Raw genomic sequence first — 15,219 nt, 5'->3', positions numbered from 1 at the left:
CGACGCATTCCCTTAGGGTTTGAACGCAGTCCTCACCCCGCGTCATCCGCTTGCAGGCGGGGTCCGGTCGGTCGGGCCGGTGCAGCTTGAGCAGGACAGAATCTAGCCGCCGCGCGTGACCGGAATCAGCGCCCCGGTGAGGGCCCGGGCGGCGGATGAACTGAGGAAACCGATGACGTCGGCGATGGCCGCCGGCTGGACCCAAGTGGAAAAATCGGCATCGGGCATGTCGGCGCGGTTGGTCGGCGTGTCGATGATGCTGGGCAGGACCGCGTTGACGGTGACGCGGGTGCCGGCCAGTTCCTCGGCCAGCGCTTCGGTCAGGCGGTGGACACCCGACTTCGACGCGGCGTAGGCGCCCATGCCCATGCCGGCCTTCACCGCCGCCCCCGCGCCGATGTTGACGATGCGTCCGGCGGCCGACGCCTTGAGCGCTGGCAGGGCCAGTTGAGTGATCGTCGCCGCGGTGAGCAGGTTCATCGCATGCATTCTCGCCCACGCATCGATCGAGCCGTCTTCCAGCGTTTCCCAGGTGAACCCGCCGGCGACGTTGACCAGCACGTCGATCCCGCCATGTGCAGCAGCGATCCGGTCGAGCGCGGCGCCGGTAGAGGCGGCATCGGTGAGGTCCACGCCGCCGAGGTCGAGCGCGTCGCTGAGCGCACACTTTGCCTCGGGTGCGAAGTCGATGCGGGCGACTTTGTCGCCGGCATCGAGGAAAGCCCTAGCCACTGCCTCGCCCAGGATGCCGAAACCGCCGGTGACGATAACCGAACGTGCCATGATGCTTTCCCTGCCAAACGCCTGTCGAACGAAGTCGCGGTGCTACCGTGGGGGCGGGCGGCCGACAAGGAGCCCGGGGGCTCCAACGCCCCGCCGATGTTGTAGGTCCACACGAAAGGGCGGCCTTCCCGGTCGGGAAAGCCGCCCTTGGCGTTCAGGAGAGGCCTGGGATCAGAGTTTGCCGAGCAGGTAGTCCGCCGAGCTGACCTCGAACGTGCCGGGCGCCTCGACGTTGACTTGCTCGACGACGCCGTCGTTGACGATCATCGAGTAACGCTGGCTGCGCGTTCCCATGCCGAAGCCCGAGCCGTCCATCACCAGGTCGACGGCCTTGGCGAAGTCGGCGTTGCCATCGGCGAGCAGGGTCACGCCGCCCGCTTCGGTGGACTTGCCCCACGCGCCCAGCACGAAAGCGTCGTTGACGGCGGTGCAGACGATCTCGTCAACGCCCTTGGCCTTGAGTTCCCCGGCCTTCTCCACGAAACCGGGCAGGTGCTTGGCCGAGCAGGTCGGGGTGAAGGCGCCGGGAACGGCGAACAGCGCGACCTTCTTGCCAGCGAAGTATTCGGACGACTGGACCGGCTCGGGGCCGCTCTCGCCGACCTTGATGAGCTTTACGTCGGGCAGCTTGTCTCCAACGGCGATGGTCATGAATTCGTCCTTTCGATGCGAGTGACTCGGGTCGCGGGAGATATAGGGAGGCGCGCCAGCGCGGCAACGCTTAGAGTACGGTGAATTTCGCCCTAGGCCCGATTGCACCCATTAGTGCCCACGACTCGAAACGCTGCCGCATGAGGTCTCATCGACCTTGTGAGTCGTGAAAGCACGAAGTGTGTGCGCAATTCTGCTTTCCGCCCCATTATTGTCCGTATAATTCCGTTTACCATCAGCGATTTGCGTTCACTATTGCGCATTGATCAGGTCAATTTGTGGCAATTTCGCAGCTAAAGCGGATGGTAAATTTCGATTTACGACGGAACTTCAGATCTGGGTAAATGCAATCGATGTCATTTCGTTCCCGCGGGTAATTAACTTGCGGGGAAAACGGCAAAATGCGTATTTTTGAACATAAGGGTCACAAGTGGTTTTCAGCGGCTGCGGGCGCCGTCGGCTGTATCGCAATGGCGATGCCGGCGAATGCCGCCGAAGGCGATGCTCAGAAGCTGCGGCGGATGGACATCATGCTGATGGTAACGGGCCTGAGGTGCCGGACCACGGCGGACAACTTCATCGAGGACTACGGCCGCTTCACCAGCAGCCACATGACCGAACTGAACGAGGCGAACCACGAGCTTCGCACCCAGCTTGCGGCAGAAGCGGGAGAGGAAGGCGCGGAGCGCGCGCTCGACCGGATGAGCGTGGTCATGGCCAACGAGTATGGCGGCGGTCACCCTTGGCTGACGTGCCACGACCTGCGGCAGGTCGCGCAGAGCCTGGCCCTGGTGAAGGGGCGCGACACGCTGGTCGAGGCGGCCGGGCAGCTGCTCGAGCGCCAGCCGCGCCCGCTCCTGGCGCTCGCGGGGCGCTGAGGCAAGGATGCGGCGGTTGGTTCGCAAGGCATATAAAGATATCTTTATATTTGCCACCAGAAGGCGAAAACGCTAGGGACGCGTCATTGTCGGCGCTGCGTCGGGCTCGTCCCGGCTGCGGCGCCGACGTGACACCTTCCAGGAGCTTTCCCTTGGCCACTGCCTCGATCACCGCCCAAGACTACGCCATCGCCGATCTGTCGCTCGCCGACTTCGGCCGCATGGAAATCGACATCGCCGAGACCGAGATGCCGGGCCTGATGGCGCTCCGCGCCGAGTTCGGCGACAGCAAGCCGCTCAAGGGCGCGCGCATCACCGGTTCGCTGCACATGACGATCCAGACTGCTGTGCTGATCGAGACGCTCGTGGCACTCGGCGCCGAAGTGCGCTGGGCGACCTGCAACATCTTCTCGACGCAGGACCACGCCGCCGCCGCAATCGCCGCGCAGGGCATCCCTGTATACGCGATCAAGGGTGAATCGCTGCACGACTACTGGGATTACGTCGGCAAGATCTTCGACTGGGCCACCGAAGAGAACCCCGACCTCACCGCCAACATGATCCTCGACGACGGTGGCGACGCCACCATGTTCGCGCTGTGGGGCGCGCGCGTCGAGGCCGGGGAAGCGCTGTTCGAGCCTTCCAATGCCGAGGAAATCGAGTTCGTTCGTGCCCTCAACGCCTTCCTCAAGGCCAAGCCGGGCTACCTCACCCGCTCGGTCGCGGCGATCAAGGGCGTCTCGGAAGAGACCACCACCGGCGTCCACCGCCTCTATCACCTCGCCAAGGATGGCAAGCTGCCGTTCCCCGCGATCAACGTGAACGACAGCGTCACCAAGTCGAAGTTCGACAACCTTTACGGCTGCCGTGAATCGCTGGTCGACGCGATCCGCCGCGCTACCGACGTGATGCTGGCCGGCAAGGTCGCCTGCGTCGCCGGATTCGGCGACGTCGGCAAGGGCTCGGCCGCCAGCTTGCGCAACGGCGGCGCCCGCGTCCTGGTTACCGAGATCGACCCGATCTGCGCCCTGCAGGCGGCCATGGAGGGCTACGAGGTCGTCACCATGGAAGACGCCGTCAAGCGCGCCGACATCTTCGTGACCGCCACCGGCAACGAAGCCGTCATCACCGGCGAGCACATGGCCGCGATGAAGGACAAGGCGATCGTCTCGAACATCGGCCACTTCGACAGCGAGATCCAGATCGCCGCGCTCGACAACTACGAATGGAAGGAAGTCAAGCCGGGCACCGACCTCGTGACTTTCCCGGACGGCAAGCAGATCATCGTCCTGGCGAAGGGCCGCCTCGTGAACCTGGGCTGCGCCACCGGCCACCCCAGCTTCGTGATGTCGGCCAGCTTCACCAACCAGACACTGGCGCAGATCGAGCTGTTCTCGAAGAACGACGAGTACGAAAACCGCGTTTACGTGCTGCCCAAGCACCTCGACGAGAAGGTCGCCGCGCTTCACCTCGAGAAGCTGGGCGTCAAGCTGACGGTGCTGTCCAAGAAGCAGGCCGACTATATCGGCGTTCCCGAGGCCGGCCCGTTCAAGCCGGACCACTACCGCTACTGATCCACGCGGTACTTTTCGATCGAACGCGAGCCCCGTGTCCTTTCCCAAGGACGCGGGGCTTCGTCCATCGTCGTCGCGGACTTGCTCCGGGACCGCGCAGTCCGCTCTAGGCGATGGCTTGACGCGCGGCGGGCGCGGCCTTGACCGCGCCGCTCCCGGGACGGCAGGTTCCTGCCTCTGTATCTACCAGATTCGCAGCATCCCCCATTGTCAGCGCTGCGCCCGCGCACCATAGCTTTTCGCGATGGAATTATCGCGCTTTCTGCCTCTCCTGATCGGCCTCCTGCTTGGCGCATGGACCATTGCCGCGGCTTGGGCCGTGCTTGCGGCCCGCGGACGGCAGCAGCGGGCGGAGGCGCAGCTGCGCTCGGCCCGACGGTTGGGCAAGATGGTCGAGGAATCGCCGGCGCTGCCGCTGCTGGTCCGCACCGATGGGCGGATCGAGGCCAGCCCGCGCCTCGGGCAATGGCTCGGCCTCGACGGCATGCCGCAGTACCTTTCGGAGTTGGATGGCAATGGCAAGGGCTTGCCCACTGAAAAGCTGGCCGAACTGACCGAGGCCGTGCGGCGCTGCCAGAAGACCGCCGCGCCGTTTCGCATGGTGGCGACCCCGCACGGGTCGAGCCGCAGCCTGGCGTTGCGCGGCCATCTCGCCGACCCGCAGGTTTCGCCCGGCGGCGCGGCGATGGTCTGGGTCTTCGACTTCAGCGACAGCGAAACCGAACTCACCCGCCTGCGCGATGAGGCGGCGAGGGCGAGGGGCGACTTCCACGCCCTCGTCTCGCTGATCGAGGCGGCGCCGATGCCTATGTGGTTCCGCCGCCCGGACGGGGAACTACAGCTCGTCAACCACGCTTATGTCGCCGCGGTCGGAGCGGAGAGCGCGGACGCGGTGGTGGCCAAGGGCACCGAACTGATCGAGGCGGTCGACGGCCTCGCCCCCGGTCAGGTTGCGAGACAGGCGATGGAGAAGGGCACGCCGATCGAGCGCATCGTCTCGACCACGATCGCTGGCCAACGCCGCGCCCTGCGTGTCAGCGACTTGCCGCTGGGAGAGGATGGCGTTGCGGGCTACGCGGTCGACATCGAAGACCTTGAGGAGATGTCGCGCTCGTTCCGCGCCTTCCGCGAGGCGCAGCGGGCACTGCTCGACCAGCTTTCCGCAGGCGTCGCGCAGTTCGACGCCCGACGGCGCCTGACGTTCGCCAACCAGCCGTTCCAGCGCCTGTTCAAGCTGCCGGCGCGGGTGATGCAGGACCCGCCTGCCTTCGAGCGCCTGCTCGACGCCGCGCGCGACGCCGGCCGCGTTCCCGAAGCGCGCGACTTTCCGGCCTGGCGTCGCGAGAAGGCCGCCTGGTTCTCTGCCGGCAGCACGCAGGAGGAAGCCTGGGCGCTGGCCGACGGCACGCACATGCGCATCGTTGCGCAGCCGGTGCCCGATGGCGGGTTGCTGCTTATCGTCGAGGATCGCACCGAGCAACTGCGTCTCTCGGCCATGCGCGACACGCTGTTGCGGACCCGCACGGCGACGTTCGACAGCCTGTTCGAATCGATCGCGGTCTTCGCACCGGACGGTCGCATGCAGATCTGGAACCGCCGCTTCGCCGCCGACTGGGGACTGGACAGCGATTTCCTCGACACTCACCCGCATATCGAGAGCCTGCTGCGCAAGATCGCCGCGCGCCTCAAGCGTCCGGTCGAGGCCGAGACGGTCGGCAACGTCGTGCGTGCCGCGACGCTCGATCGCACGCAGACGGGAGGGCGCATCGCGTTGGCGGACGGGCGGATGCTGGAATTCGCCGGCGTGCCGCTGCCCGACGGCAACGGGCTGCTCGCCGTGCTCGACATCACCAATTCGCAGAAGGCCGAGGATGCCTTGCGCGAAAGCAACGCAGCGCTCATCGAGGCGGATGCGATCAAGACCCGCTTCCTTGCCAACATGAGCAAGGAACTGCGCACCCCGCTGACCTCTATCGGCGGCTTTGCCGAGATGCTCGAGATCGGCCTCGGCGGTGAGCTGAGCGAGGCCGGCAAGGACTATGTCGTTTCCATCATCAGCGCCTCGGCGCAGCTTGGCGAACATATCGACAGCCTGCTCGACCTATCGCAGAGCGAGGCGGGACTGCTGCCGCTCAAGCTGGAGGAGATCGACCCGATGCCCTTCGTGCGCGCCGTCGTCGAGGAGCGGGGAGCGCGCCTGCAGAAAGCCGGTCTGACGCTCGACCTGCAGGCCAACGGGCTGATGCGGCCTCTGGTAGCCGATCGGCGCCGACTGGCGCGCGCGGTCGGGCACATCGTCGACAATGCCATCGCCGCCTCGCCGCGCGGTGGACGCATTCTCGTGCGCCTGTCGCGTCGCAAGGCGTCCTCGGGAGACGGTGATGCCCTGCAGATCCTGGTGCAGGACAAGGGTCTGGGGATGGACAGCCGCAGCCTCGCTCGCGCGCTCGACGGCATGAAGGTGAGCGCCGACGGCAAGAGCGTCGACCGCCTGCGCGGTCTCGGCCTGCCGCTCGCCCGGCAGCTCGTCGAGGCGCATGGCGGCAACCTGCGCCTCGTCTCCGAGCCGGGCAAAGGCACCAGCGCAGTGATCGAGCTGCCATGACCATCGCCCTGCCTGATCTCGCCGCGATGGATCGTTTCGGTCGGGCGATCGCACGGGAACTGCGTGCCGGCGACGTCGTCGCGCTTGCCGGCGGGCTCGGAGCGGGCAAGACCACGCTGGCCCGCGCGATCATCGCCGGCCTGGGCCACGAGGGCGAGGTTCCGTCCCCCAGCTTCGCCATCATCGAAGTTTACGATCCGCCGCCCCCGGGTCGGCCGGGCGTGCGCCTGCCGCTGGTCCATGCCGATTTCTATCGTCTGAAACATCCCGACGAGGCGCAGGAGATCGGCCTGGACGACTATCGCGAAGGCGCCGCGCTCCTTGCCGAGTGGCCCGATCACGCCGGCGGCTTCGCACATGAGGCGGGATGCCTCTCGATTACGCTGGAAGTTGCGGAGGAAGGCAGGATCGCCATTGCCCGGGGCGGGGCGGATTGGCTAGGGCGGATGCCACGATGACGCAGAACCCAGTCACCTTGCCCGCGGGCCTCGACGTATTTCTCGCAGCCGCCGGTTGGGCCAGCGCGGAGGTCGAGCCATTGCCCGGCGACGCCTCGTTCCGCCGCTACTTCCGCATCCGCAAGGCGAGCGGCGATACTGCCATGCTGATGGACGCACCGCCGCCCAACGAGGACCCCGGCCCGTTTCTGCGGGCCGCGCACTGGCTCGAGGACAACGGCATGCGCGCCCCGCGTATCCTGGCCGAGGATGCCGCGCAGGGCCTCGTCCTGCTCGAAGACTTCGGCGAAGCGCGGATGCGCGACTACCTCGACCAGTGGCCGGACGACGAAACCGCGATCTACACCGCCGCGGTCGGCGAACTGGCGAGGCTCCACCAGTTGCCGCCCGGCCCGTTCCTCGCCTATTCGCTCAGCGAGTACCAGCGCGAGGCCCGGCTGTTCGTCGACTGGTACTGCACCGCGCAGAACCTCTACGTCGATGCCGCCGGCTTCGTAGCCGCCTGGGAGCAAGTGCTGGGCGAACTGCTCGCCCGCCAGCGCCCCGGAGTGACCGTGCTGCGCGACTATCATGCCGAGAACATCATGCTGCTGGGCAGCCTGGAGAAGCAGGGCCTGCTCGACTTCCAGGATGCGCTGGTCGGGCATCCGGCCTACGATCTGGTTTCGCTGCTGCAGGATGCGCGGCGTGACGTATCGCCCGAGCTGGAAGCGGCGATGTTCGACCATTACGTGCAGCGGTCCGGTGCCGATGCCGATACCCTGCTGGCCGACTACGCGCGGCTGGGCGCGCAGCGCAACACCAAGATCGTCGGCATCTTCGTGCGGCTGTGGCGGCGCGACGGCAAACCGCGCTACCTCGACCTGATCCCGCGCGTCTGGGCCCTGCTGGAGCGCGACCTCGCGCATCCCGCGTTGGCGCCGGTCGCGGCGTGGTTCGACGCCAATATTCCGGCCGCCTTGCGCGATGCCGACGGGGGCACGTTCGACCGATGAGTTCCAAACCGCTCGCCAGCGACACGGCGATGATCCTGGCGGCTGGGCTGGGCAAGCGGATGCGCCCGCTCACCGCCACGCAGCCCAAGCCGCTGGTACGCGTCGCCGGCAAGTCGCTGATCGACCATGCGCTCGACAAGCTGGGCAGCGCCGGGGTCGGCAAGGCGGTGGTCAACACGCACTACATGGCCGATGCGCTGGAAGGGCACCTGAAAGTCCGCAAGACCGCGCCGCAGGTCACCGTGTCGGATGAGCGCGACCAGTTGCTCGAGACCGGCGGCGGCATGGTGCGCGCGGCACCGCTGCTGCCCGAGCCGTTCTTCTGTCTGAACAGCGACAACATCTGGCTCGACGGCCCGACCGACGTCTTCGCCGAACTGTCGCAGGGCTGGGACCCTGAGCGCATGGACGCGCTGCTGCTGATGGTCCCGCATACCCGCGCGCTCAATTATCGCGGCGAGGGCGATTTCCACCTCGATCCCAACGGCCGCGTCACGCGCCGCCGTGCGGGCCGCGTCGCGCCGTTCATCTATACCGGCATCCAGCTTGTGTCGCATCGCCTGCTGCGCGACGCGCCCCAGGGGCCGTTCTCCACCAACCTCCTGTGGTCCCGCGCGATCGAGGAGGGGCGCCTCTACGGTATCTCGCATATGGGCTTGTGGTTCGAAGTGGGCGAGCCATCGGCGATCAAGCCCACCGAGGAGTGGATGACGCGTGCCTGAAAGGGCGAGGCCGAAAGTCTACTCGATTGCCGCCCATCGCGGGTTTGCCGATGCCCTCGTGGCGGGGCTCGTCCCGCGCTATTCCCAAGGAGAGCTGGGCCTCGCCCGGTTGACTCTGCTGCTGCCGAGCCGCCGCACGGTGCGCACGGTGACGGAAGCGTTCGTGCGCCATTCGGGCACGGGAATGCTGCTGCCGCGCATGGTCGTCGTCGGCGACCTCGATCTCGACGAGACTCTGGGTCCGCTGCTCGATCCGCTCGGCGCAGCCGACATCGCGCCCGCGGCGGACCCGACGCGCCGCTGGCTGCGGCTGGCGCACCATCTGCGCGTGGTCGAGGGCGACGCTGCAGGGAAGGGGGCGGCCCTGCTGCGCCGCGCCTGGGAAATCGGGCGCACCATGGACCGCCTCATGGCCGAGGGTATCGCCCCGATCGATCTGCTCTCCGACCGCGTGATCGGGATCGTCGGCGAGATGGCCGGGCACTGGACGGACAACACCCGCACTTTCCTGATGGTGCAGCAGCACTGGATCGCCGAACTTGCCGGCCGTGGCGAGATCGACGCGCCCGAACGCCGCAACCTGTTGTTCGACCACGCCGCTGCGCGATGGCGCGAGAGCCCGCCCCTATATCCGGTCGTCGCGGCGGGCGTGACCGGCGCCTCGCCTTCGCTGGCGCGGTTGCTGCGGGTGGTGAGCGAAATGGAACAGGGCAGCGTCGTGCTGCCCGATCTCGACTTGTCGCTCGATCCGCAAGTCTGGGACGAACTGGGCACCGCAGGTGATCCCGCGCAGCATGACGACCCCCCGTTCGCCCGGGCGGACGCCGTCACGCATCCGCAGTACCACCTCAAGCTGCTGCTGAACCGCATGGGAATCGCCCGTAGCGAAGTGCAGCATTGGCATCGTTCGGGCCTTGCCGCCGCGCCGCCGGAACGTAGCCGCGCGATTTCCAACCTGTTCCTGCCACCCCGCGCTTCTGCGGCGTGGGTCGATCTCCCGGCCGAACATCGCCGCCTCTCCGGCGTGCGCCTGATGGAAAGCACCCATCCGGGCGAGGAAGCCCAGGCCATCGCGATCCTGATCCGCGAGGCGCTGGAGACCCCGGAACGCCGTGTCGCGCTGGTCGCGCCCGACCGGGGCCTCGCGGCGCGTGTCGTCGCCCACCTCGAACGCTGGGGCATCGAAGCGGACGACACGGCCGGTCGTCCGTTGCCGCAGACCGCGGCCGGGCGCCTCATGCTGCTGCTGGCCGAAGTGGTCGCGGAGCAGGCGGCACCGGTGCCGCTCGTCGCGCTGCTGGTCCATCCGCTCGCCGGTGCCGGCGAAGGCCGTGCGCGCTGGCTCGAAAACGCGCGCCGCCTCGATCTCGCCCTGCGCGGTCCGCGCCCCGGTGTCGGCCTTACGCCGATCGAGGCGCGGGCGGAGACGGCGAAGCTGGGCGAATGGTGGCGCGGGCTCGCAGCGATGCTGGCGCCGCTCTTCACCTTGGCCGAGACCGAGCCGCTGGAGACGTTGCTGGGCCTGCTCGCCGAAGTCGCAGAGAAATTGTGCGGTGACATGATCTGGAGCGGGCCCGACGGGCGCGCGCTCAGTGCGTTCGTCGAGGAACTGCGCGTTGCCGCCGGCGCAGCCGGAACCTTGCTCGACCCGCGCGAACTGCATGCCGTGCTGCGCGATGCAATGGATCGCGTCTCGGTGCGCCCGCCCTGGGGAGGTCATCCCCGCGTGGCGATCTACGGCTTGCTCGAAGCGCGCATGAGCCGTGCCGACCTGGTGGTGTGCGGCGGCCTGGTCGAAGGTGTCTGGCCCGCCAGCCCGGCGCAGGATTCGCTGCTGCCGCCGGCCGTACTGCGAGCGCTCGGCGTGCCGGGGGCGGACTTCCGCATCGGCCTTGCAGCGCACGACCTTGCCGCCGCCTTGGGCGCGCCCGAAGTCGTGCTGAGCTGGGCGCAGCGGGACGAGGGCGGTCCCGTCATTCCTTCGCGTTTCGTGCTGCGCGTGCGCGCGATGCTGGGCGACCAGTTGGAACGCCATGTCGAGCGCGGGGCGCTGCGTCTGGCCCGCCTGATCGACGACGCCGCATCGGTGCCGCCGCATCCGCGGCCGCAGCCCATGCCTTCGCCGGAGCAGCGCCGCGTCGACCTTTCGGTGACCGGCCTCGACCGCCTGCGGGGCGATCCCTACCAGTTCTACGCCAGCGCCATCCTCGGCCTGCGCAGCATCGACGGGCTCGATGCCGAGCCGAGCGCCGCCTGGAAGGGCGAGGTCGCCCACCTCATCATGGAGCGGTGGCACCGAGCCGGGGAGCCCGAGGCGGGCCTCCGTGCCATCGCGCAGGAAGTGCTGACGGAGCAGAACGCCCATCCGTTGATGCGCGCGCTGTGGTGGCCGCGCCTCTCGGCCGCGCTGCAGACGTTCGAGCGCAGCATTCTTGCCGCAAAGGGCAGGGGGCGCGAGGTGTTGGCGGTCGAGGCCTGGGGCGACATGCGCCACCGCGACGTCCGCATCCACGGCCGCGCCGACCGCCTGGACCGGCGGGAGGACGGCAGCCTCGCCGTGGTCGACTACAAGACCGGCCAGCCGCCGACCGGGCGGCGGGTGCAGGAAGGCTTCGCGCTGCAGCTTGGCCTCGTCGGGCTGATCGCCGAGGCTGGCGGCTTCGAAGGGATCGACGGCAAGGCCAGCGCCTTCGAATACTGGTCGATGGCCAAGGCCAAGGACGGCACGATGGGCTACGAATTCGAACCTGTGCTGGAAGGCCGCAAGAAGTCCGGCATCCCCCGCGAGGATTTCCTGCCCGAGACGCAGCGCTATCTCGACGATGCGCTGGACCGCTGGATACTGGGCGAGGAAGCCTTCACCGCACGACTCAATCCCGAACTGGGCAGCTATGCCGACTACGACCAGTTGATGCGGCTCGACGAGTGGATCACGTCTCTGGGCGGCAGCGGTGCGCATGGCGAACCGGAGCCGGGCAGGCCAAATCCCAGCGGGGAGACCGCGGCATGAGCGGCCCGGCCACCGTCCATCCGCTGCACGGCAACCAGATGCGCGCGGTCGATCCGCGTGAGACGGTGTGGCTCTCTGCCTCTGCCGGCACGGGCAAGACCCAAGTCCTATCCTCCCGCGTGCTGCGGCTCCTGCTCCAGCCGAGCGTCGAACCTTCGCAGGTATTGTGCCTGACGTTCACCAAGGCCGGCGCGAGCGAGATGGCGGCGCGCATCAACGGCACGCTGGCGGAATGGGTGCGCCTCGAAGACGACGCGCTGGGCATGCGGCTCGCGGCGATCGGGGCGACGGCTACGGACGAGAACAAGGCGCGCGCTCGCACGCTGTTCGCCTCGGTGCTCGACAGTCCAGGCGGTGGCCTCAGGATCGACACCATCCACGCCTTCTCGCAATGGTTGCTGGCGACGTTCCCGCAGGAGGCGGACCTCATTCCCGGCAGCCGCCCGATGGAGGAGCGCGAGCGTGAACTTCTGGCCCGCCAGGTGCTGGCCGACCTGCTGGTGGGCGCGCAGGACGATGCCCTGGGCGATCCGGACTTGCTGCGCGCGGTCGAGCAACTTTCGCTGCGGCATGGGCCCGATGCGGTGCTGGGCTTCCTGCTGCGCTGTGCATCTGCACGCTCGGCATGGTTCGGGCCGGGCGGTTGGCAGGCGGGCGACATGCGCGCCAACGTGCTGCGCCTGCTCGGCCTTTCGCCCGATGCGGATTGGGACTGGCTTGCGGGCCAGTGCGGGGACGATGCCTTCGACGTCGCGTCGCTGCGCCGTTGCATGGAGGTCAACCACCAATGGGGCACCAAGACCGGTCTTGCGGCGGTCGATGCGATCAGCGAGTGGCTGCTGGGCGATGCTGCGCAGCGACTGGCCGGGATCGACGTCCTCGCGCGGGAATTCCTGACCCAGAAGGGCGAGCCCAAGGCCAGCAAGTCGCAGGACAAGATCGACCCGGACTATGTCGGTCATTGCGCCCGCGTGGTCGAGTGCATCTCCGGCATCCGCGCGATCCGCGGCCTGCTGTCGCTGGCGGACCGGCTGGTGCCGGCGCTGCGGCTGGGCCGTGCCTTCGCTCTGGCGTGGGACGAGGCCAAGCAACGCGAGGGGCTGATCGACTTCGACGACCAGATCCGCCGCGCCGCCGACCTGCTCGGCAACCGCGCCCAGGCCGACTGGATACGCTACAAGCTCGACCGCCGTTTCGATCACATCCTCGTCGACGAGGCGCAGGACACCAATGCGGCACAGTGGGACATCATCTTTGCCATGGCCGGCGAGTTCTGGGCCGGGCTCGGGCAACACGAAGGTATGCACGGTGGCCGGCACGGGGAACTGATGCGCACGCTCTTCGTGGTGGGCGACTACAAGCAGGCGATCTTCCGTTTCCAGGGCACCAGTCCCGAGAACTTCCGCCGGGCCGCCGACCGCGTGCGGCGCGAGATGGGCGAGGCGGCACAGAACGCGCAAGAACTGCGCAGCAACCTGACTCCGCGCAACTTGCTCGAACTGGGCCTCGACCGTTCGTTCCGGACCGCGCAGACCGTGCTGGATTTCGTCGACGACGCCATCGCCGGGGTCGGCCATGAGAATTTCGGGCTCGATCGGCCGGCAGAGCCGCACAAGGGAGAGGATCGCCCGGGCTATGTCGCGCTTTGGCGCCCAGTGAGCGAAGGCGGCGACGTCGAGGACGAGGAGACCGGGGAGGACGAGGACGGTACCGCGCCGAACTGGCTGTCGCGCCCCGATCGCCAGATGGCAGAGCGCATCGCGCTGCAGGTGCGCGAGTGGCTGCACCCGCAGGGGCCGGGCTTCACGCTGGCCAAGGGCGGCAATCGTCGAGCCGGGGCGGGCGACATCATGGTGCTGGTGCGACAGCGCAAGGAACTGGCGGGGCTGATCGTGGCGCGGCTCCATGCAGCCGGCGTGCCGGTGGCGGGGGTCGACCGCCTGCGCCTGGGAGCACCGCTGGCGGTCAGGGACCTGGTCGCGGCGCTGCGCTTCGCGGCGCAACCGCTCGACGATCTCAACCTGGCCGCGCTGCTGGTCTCGCCGCTGGTCGGGTGGAGCCAGGAGCAGTTGCTCGCGCATGCCTGGAGGCCGAAGCACACCCACTTGTGGGAGCACTTGCGGCGATCGCGCGAGCCTGAAGTGGGCGCGGTGATGGCGCAACTGGGCGAACTGCTTGCGCTTGCCGACTACGATCCGCCCCAGGACCTGCTGCACTGGCTGCTGGTCGGCCCGTGGCAGGGGCGCCGCCGTCTGGTGGCGCGCCTGGGGACCGAGGCGAACGATCCGATCGACGAACTGGTCAACGCCGCGCGCGCCTATGTCGTGACGGGCACGCCCAGCCTGGCCGGGTTCCTCGCCTGGTTCGATGCAGGCGACGGCGAACTGAAGCGCGAGGCGGACAATGCCGCCGGGCTGGTGCGGGTGATGACCGTCCACGGCTCCAAGGGCCTTCAGGCACCGATCGTCATCCTGGCCGACGCGACGAGCAATCCCGACAACGCGCGCGAGCGTGGCCTGGACTTGCCCGACCCCGCCCACACGGCACGCGGCATTCCCCTGCCGCCGCTTTCGAAGGACGAGAAGCAGGGCCGCATCGCCACTTACATCGAGGAGGCCCGCAGCGCCGACGAGCAGGAACACTGGCGCCTGCTCTATGTCGCCATGACCCGCGCCGAGGAAGCGCTGTTCGTCGGCGGGGCGCTGGGCGCCAGGGACCGCGACGGACCGAGCCCCAAGAGCTGGTACGCCCGGCTGCGGGACCTCTTCCCGCCCGAGGCCGAACTTGCCGATCCGATCTGGGGCGCTCGCTGCGAGCATGGCAGTCCGGGCGACCCGGTGCCGGTCAGGGCGAGTGCGCCGCAGCTGGACTTGCGTGATCCCCTGCCTGCATGGCTGGAGCGCAGCCCGCCCGCCGAACCGCGCCCGCCGCGTCCGCTCGCTCCGTCGGCCCTCGGCGAGGAAGACGCACCCGATCCACCGTTTCCGCCCGGCGCCGGGCGCGACGCGGCACGGCGCGGGACATTGGTGCACAAGCTGCTCGAGCGGTTGCCCGAAGTTTCCGCATACGGGCGTGAGGACGCGGGCCTGGCCTGGCTGGCGCGCCATGCCGCGGACCTTTCGCCCGAAGACCGCAAGGTTCTGCTGGCAAGCGCGATGGCGGTGCTTGCCAATCCCGCGTGGGCGGACCTGTTCTCGCCCGACAGCCTTGCCGAAGTTCCGGTGGCGGCCGTCGTCGGCGGGCAGGTGGTGGCGGGCACCATCGATCGGCTGGTGATCGAGCCCGGCCGGGTCCGTCTGGTCGACTACAAGAGCGCGCGCCGCCCGCCCGAGACGATCGACAAAGTGCCGCGCGGCGTGTTGCGACAGATGGGCGCCTATGCCGCCGCACTGGAAGGCACGTTTCCGGGGCGCACGATCGAGGTCGCGCTGCTCTACACCGCCGTGCCGCGGTTGATCGAGGTGCCAGCGCGCGTGCTGGCGGAGCACAAGCCGGATTTGGCGCCCCGCGAGTAAAGCTTTCGTCCGCCACCGTTGCGTCCTT

The 15,219-nt window shown here is 68.3% G+C and carries 10 protein-coding genes; 8 read left to right on the top strand and 2 right to left on the bottom strand.

The features are described 5' to 3' along the window. Window positions 1–102: 102 nt before the first annotated feature. Both ACFFDA_RS15835 and ACFFDA_RS15830 read right to left on the bottom strand, forming a co-directional pair. A complete protein-coding gene (locus ACFFDA_RS15835; RefSeq protein ID WP_404481638.1) occupies window positions 103–783 on the bottom strand; it encodes an SDR family NAD(P)-dependent oxidoreductase in 681 nt (226 codons plus the stop codon). Window positions 784–954: 171 nt separating this feature from the next. After that, window positions 955–1,434, bottom strand: a complete 480-nt coding sequence (locus ACFFDA_RS15830; protein WP_404481636.1) for a peroxiredoxin — start codon at window positions 1,432–1,434, stop codon at window positions 955–957. Between the two features lie 401 nt (window positions 1,435–1,835). Here ACFFDA_RS15830 and ACFFDA_RS15825 point away from each other — a divergent pair, with 401 nt between their 5' ends. The 8 genes from ACFFDA_RS15825 to addA all read left to right on the top strand — a co-directional run bounded on the left by ACFFDA_RS15825 (window position 1,836) and on the right by addA (window position 15,191). Next, window positions 1,836–2,312 carry an S-adenosyl-L-homocysteine hydrolase gene (locus ACFFDA_RS15825; protein WP_404481634.1) on the top strand — a complete coding sequence of 159 codons (477 nt, stop codon included), beginning with the start codon at window positions 1,836–1,838 and terminating at the stop codon, window positions 2,310–2,312. 152 nt (window positions 2,313–2,464) lie between these two features. Next, window positions 2,465–3,886, top strand: a complete 1,422-nt coding sequence (gene ahcY, locus ACFFDA_RS15820; RefSeq protein WP_404481632.1) for an adenosylhomocysteinase — start codon at window positions 2,465–2,467, stop codon at window positions 3,884–3,886. Between the two features lie 244 nt (window positions 3,887–4,130). Further along, window positions 4,131–6,491, top strand: a complete 2,361-nt coding sequence (locus ACFFDA_RS15815) for a PAS-domain containing protein (RefSeq protein ID WP_404481631.1) — start codon at window positions 4,131–4,133, stop codon at window positions 6,489–6,491. Next, window positions 6,488–6,949 (top strand): tRNA (adenosine(37)-N6)-threonylcarbamoyltransferase complex ATPase subunit type 1 TsaE, encoded by a 462-nt coding sequence (tsaE, locus tag ACFFDA_RS15810; protein WP_404481629.1) that lies wholly within the window; start codon window positions 6,488–6,490, stop codon window positions 6,947–6,949. The genes ACFFDA_RS15815 and tsaE overlap by 4 nt, the downstream gene beginning before the upstream one ends. Continuing rightward, the gene (locus tag ACFFDA_RS15805; protein ID WP_404481628.1) at window positions 6,946–7,944 is read left to right on the top strand and encodes an aminoglycoside phosphotransferase family protein; all 999 of its coding nucleotides are present in this window, start codon (window positions 6,946–6,948) and stop codon (window positions 7,942–7,944) included. The genes tsaE and ACFFDA_RS15805 overlap by 4 nt, the downstream gene beginning before the upstream one ends. Next, on the top strand, window positions 7,941–8,666 hold the full coding sequence (locus tag ACFFDA_RS15800; RefSeq protein ID WP_404481626.1) for a nucleotidyltransferase family protein: 726 nt from the start codon (window positions 7,941–7,943) through the stop codon (window positions 8,664–8,666). The genes ACFFDA_RS15805 and ACFFDA_RS15800 overlap by 4 nt, the downstream gene beginning before the upstream one ends. Next, the gene (addB, locus tag ACFFDA_RS15795) at window positions 8,659–11,676 is read left to right on the top strand and encodes a double-strand break repair protein AddB (RefSeq protein WP_404481625.1); all 3,018 of its coding nucleotides are present in this window, start codon (window positions 8,659–8,661) and stop codon (window positions 11,674–11,676) included. Before ACFFDA_RS15800 ends, addB begins: the two co-directional genes overlap by 8 nt. Beyond that, window positions 11,673–15,191: a double-strand break repair helicase AddA gene (gene addA / locus ACFFDA_RS15790; protein WP_404481623.1), complete on the top strand. Its 3,519-nt coding sequence runs from the start codon at window positions 11,673–11,675 to the stop codon at window positions 15,189–15,191. The genes addB and addA overlap by 4 nt, the downstream gene beginning before the upstream one ends. The last annotated feature ends 28 nt before the right edge of the window (window positions 15,192–15,219 follow it).

Origin of the sequence: Novosphingobium sp. BL-52-GroH, from assembly GCF_044813085.1 — a bacterium.
GTDB lineage: Bacteria > Pseudomonadota > Alphaproteobacteria > Sphingomonadales > Sphingomonadaceae > Novosphingobium.
The sequence above is the reverse complement of the archived record's forward strand: the minus strand, read 5'-3'. Positions and strand labels throughout refer to the sequence as shown.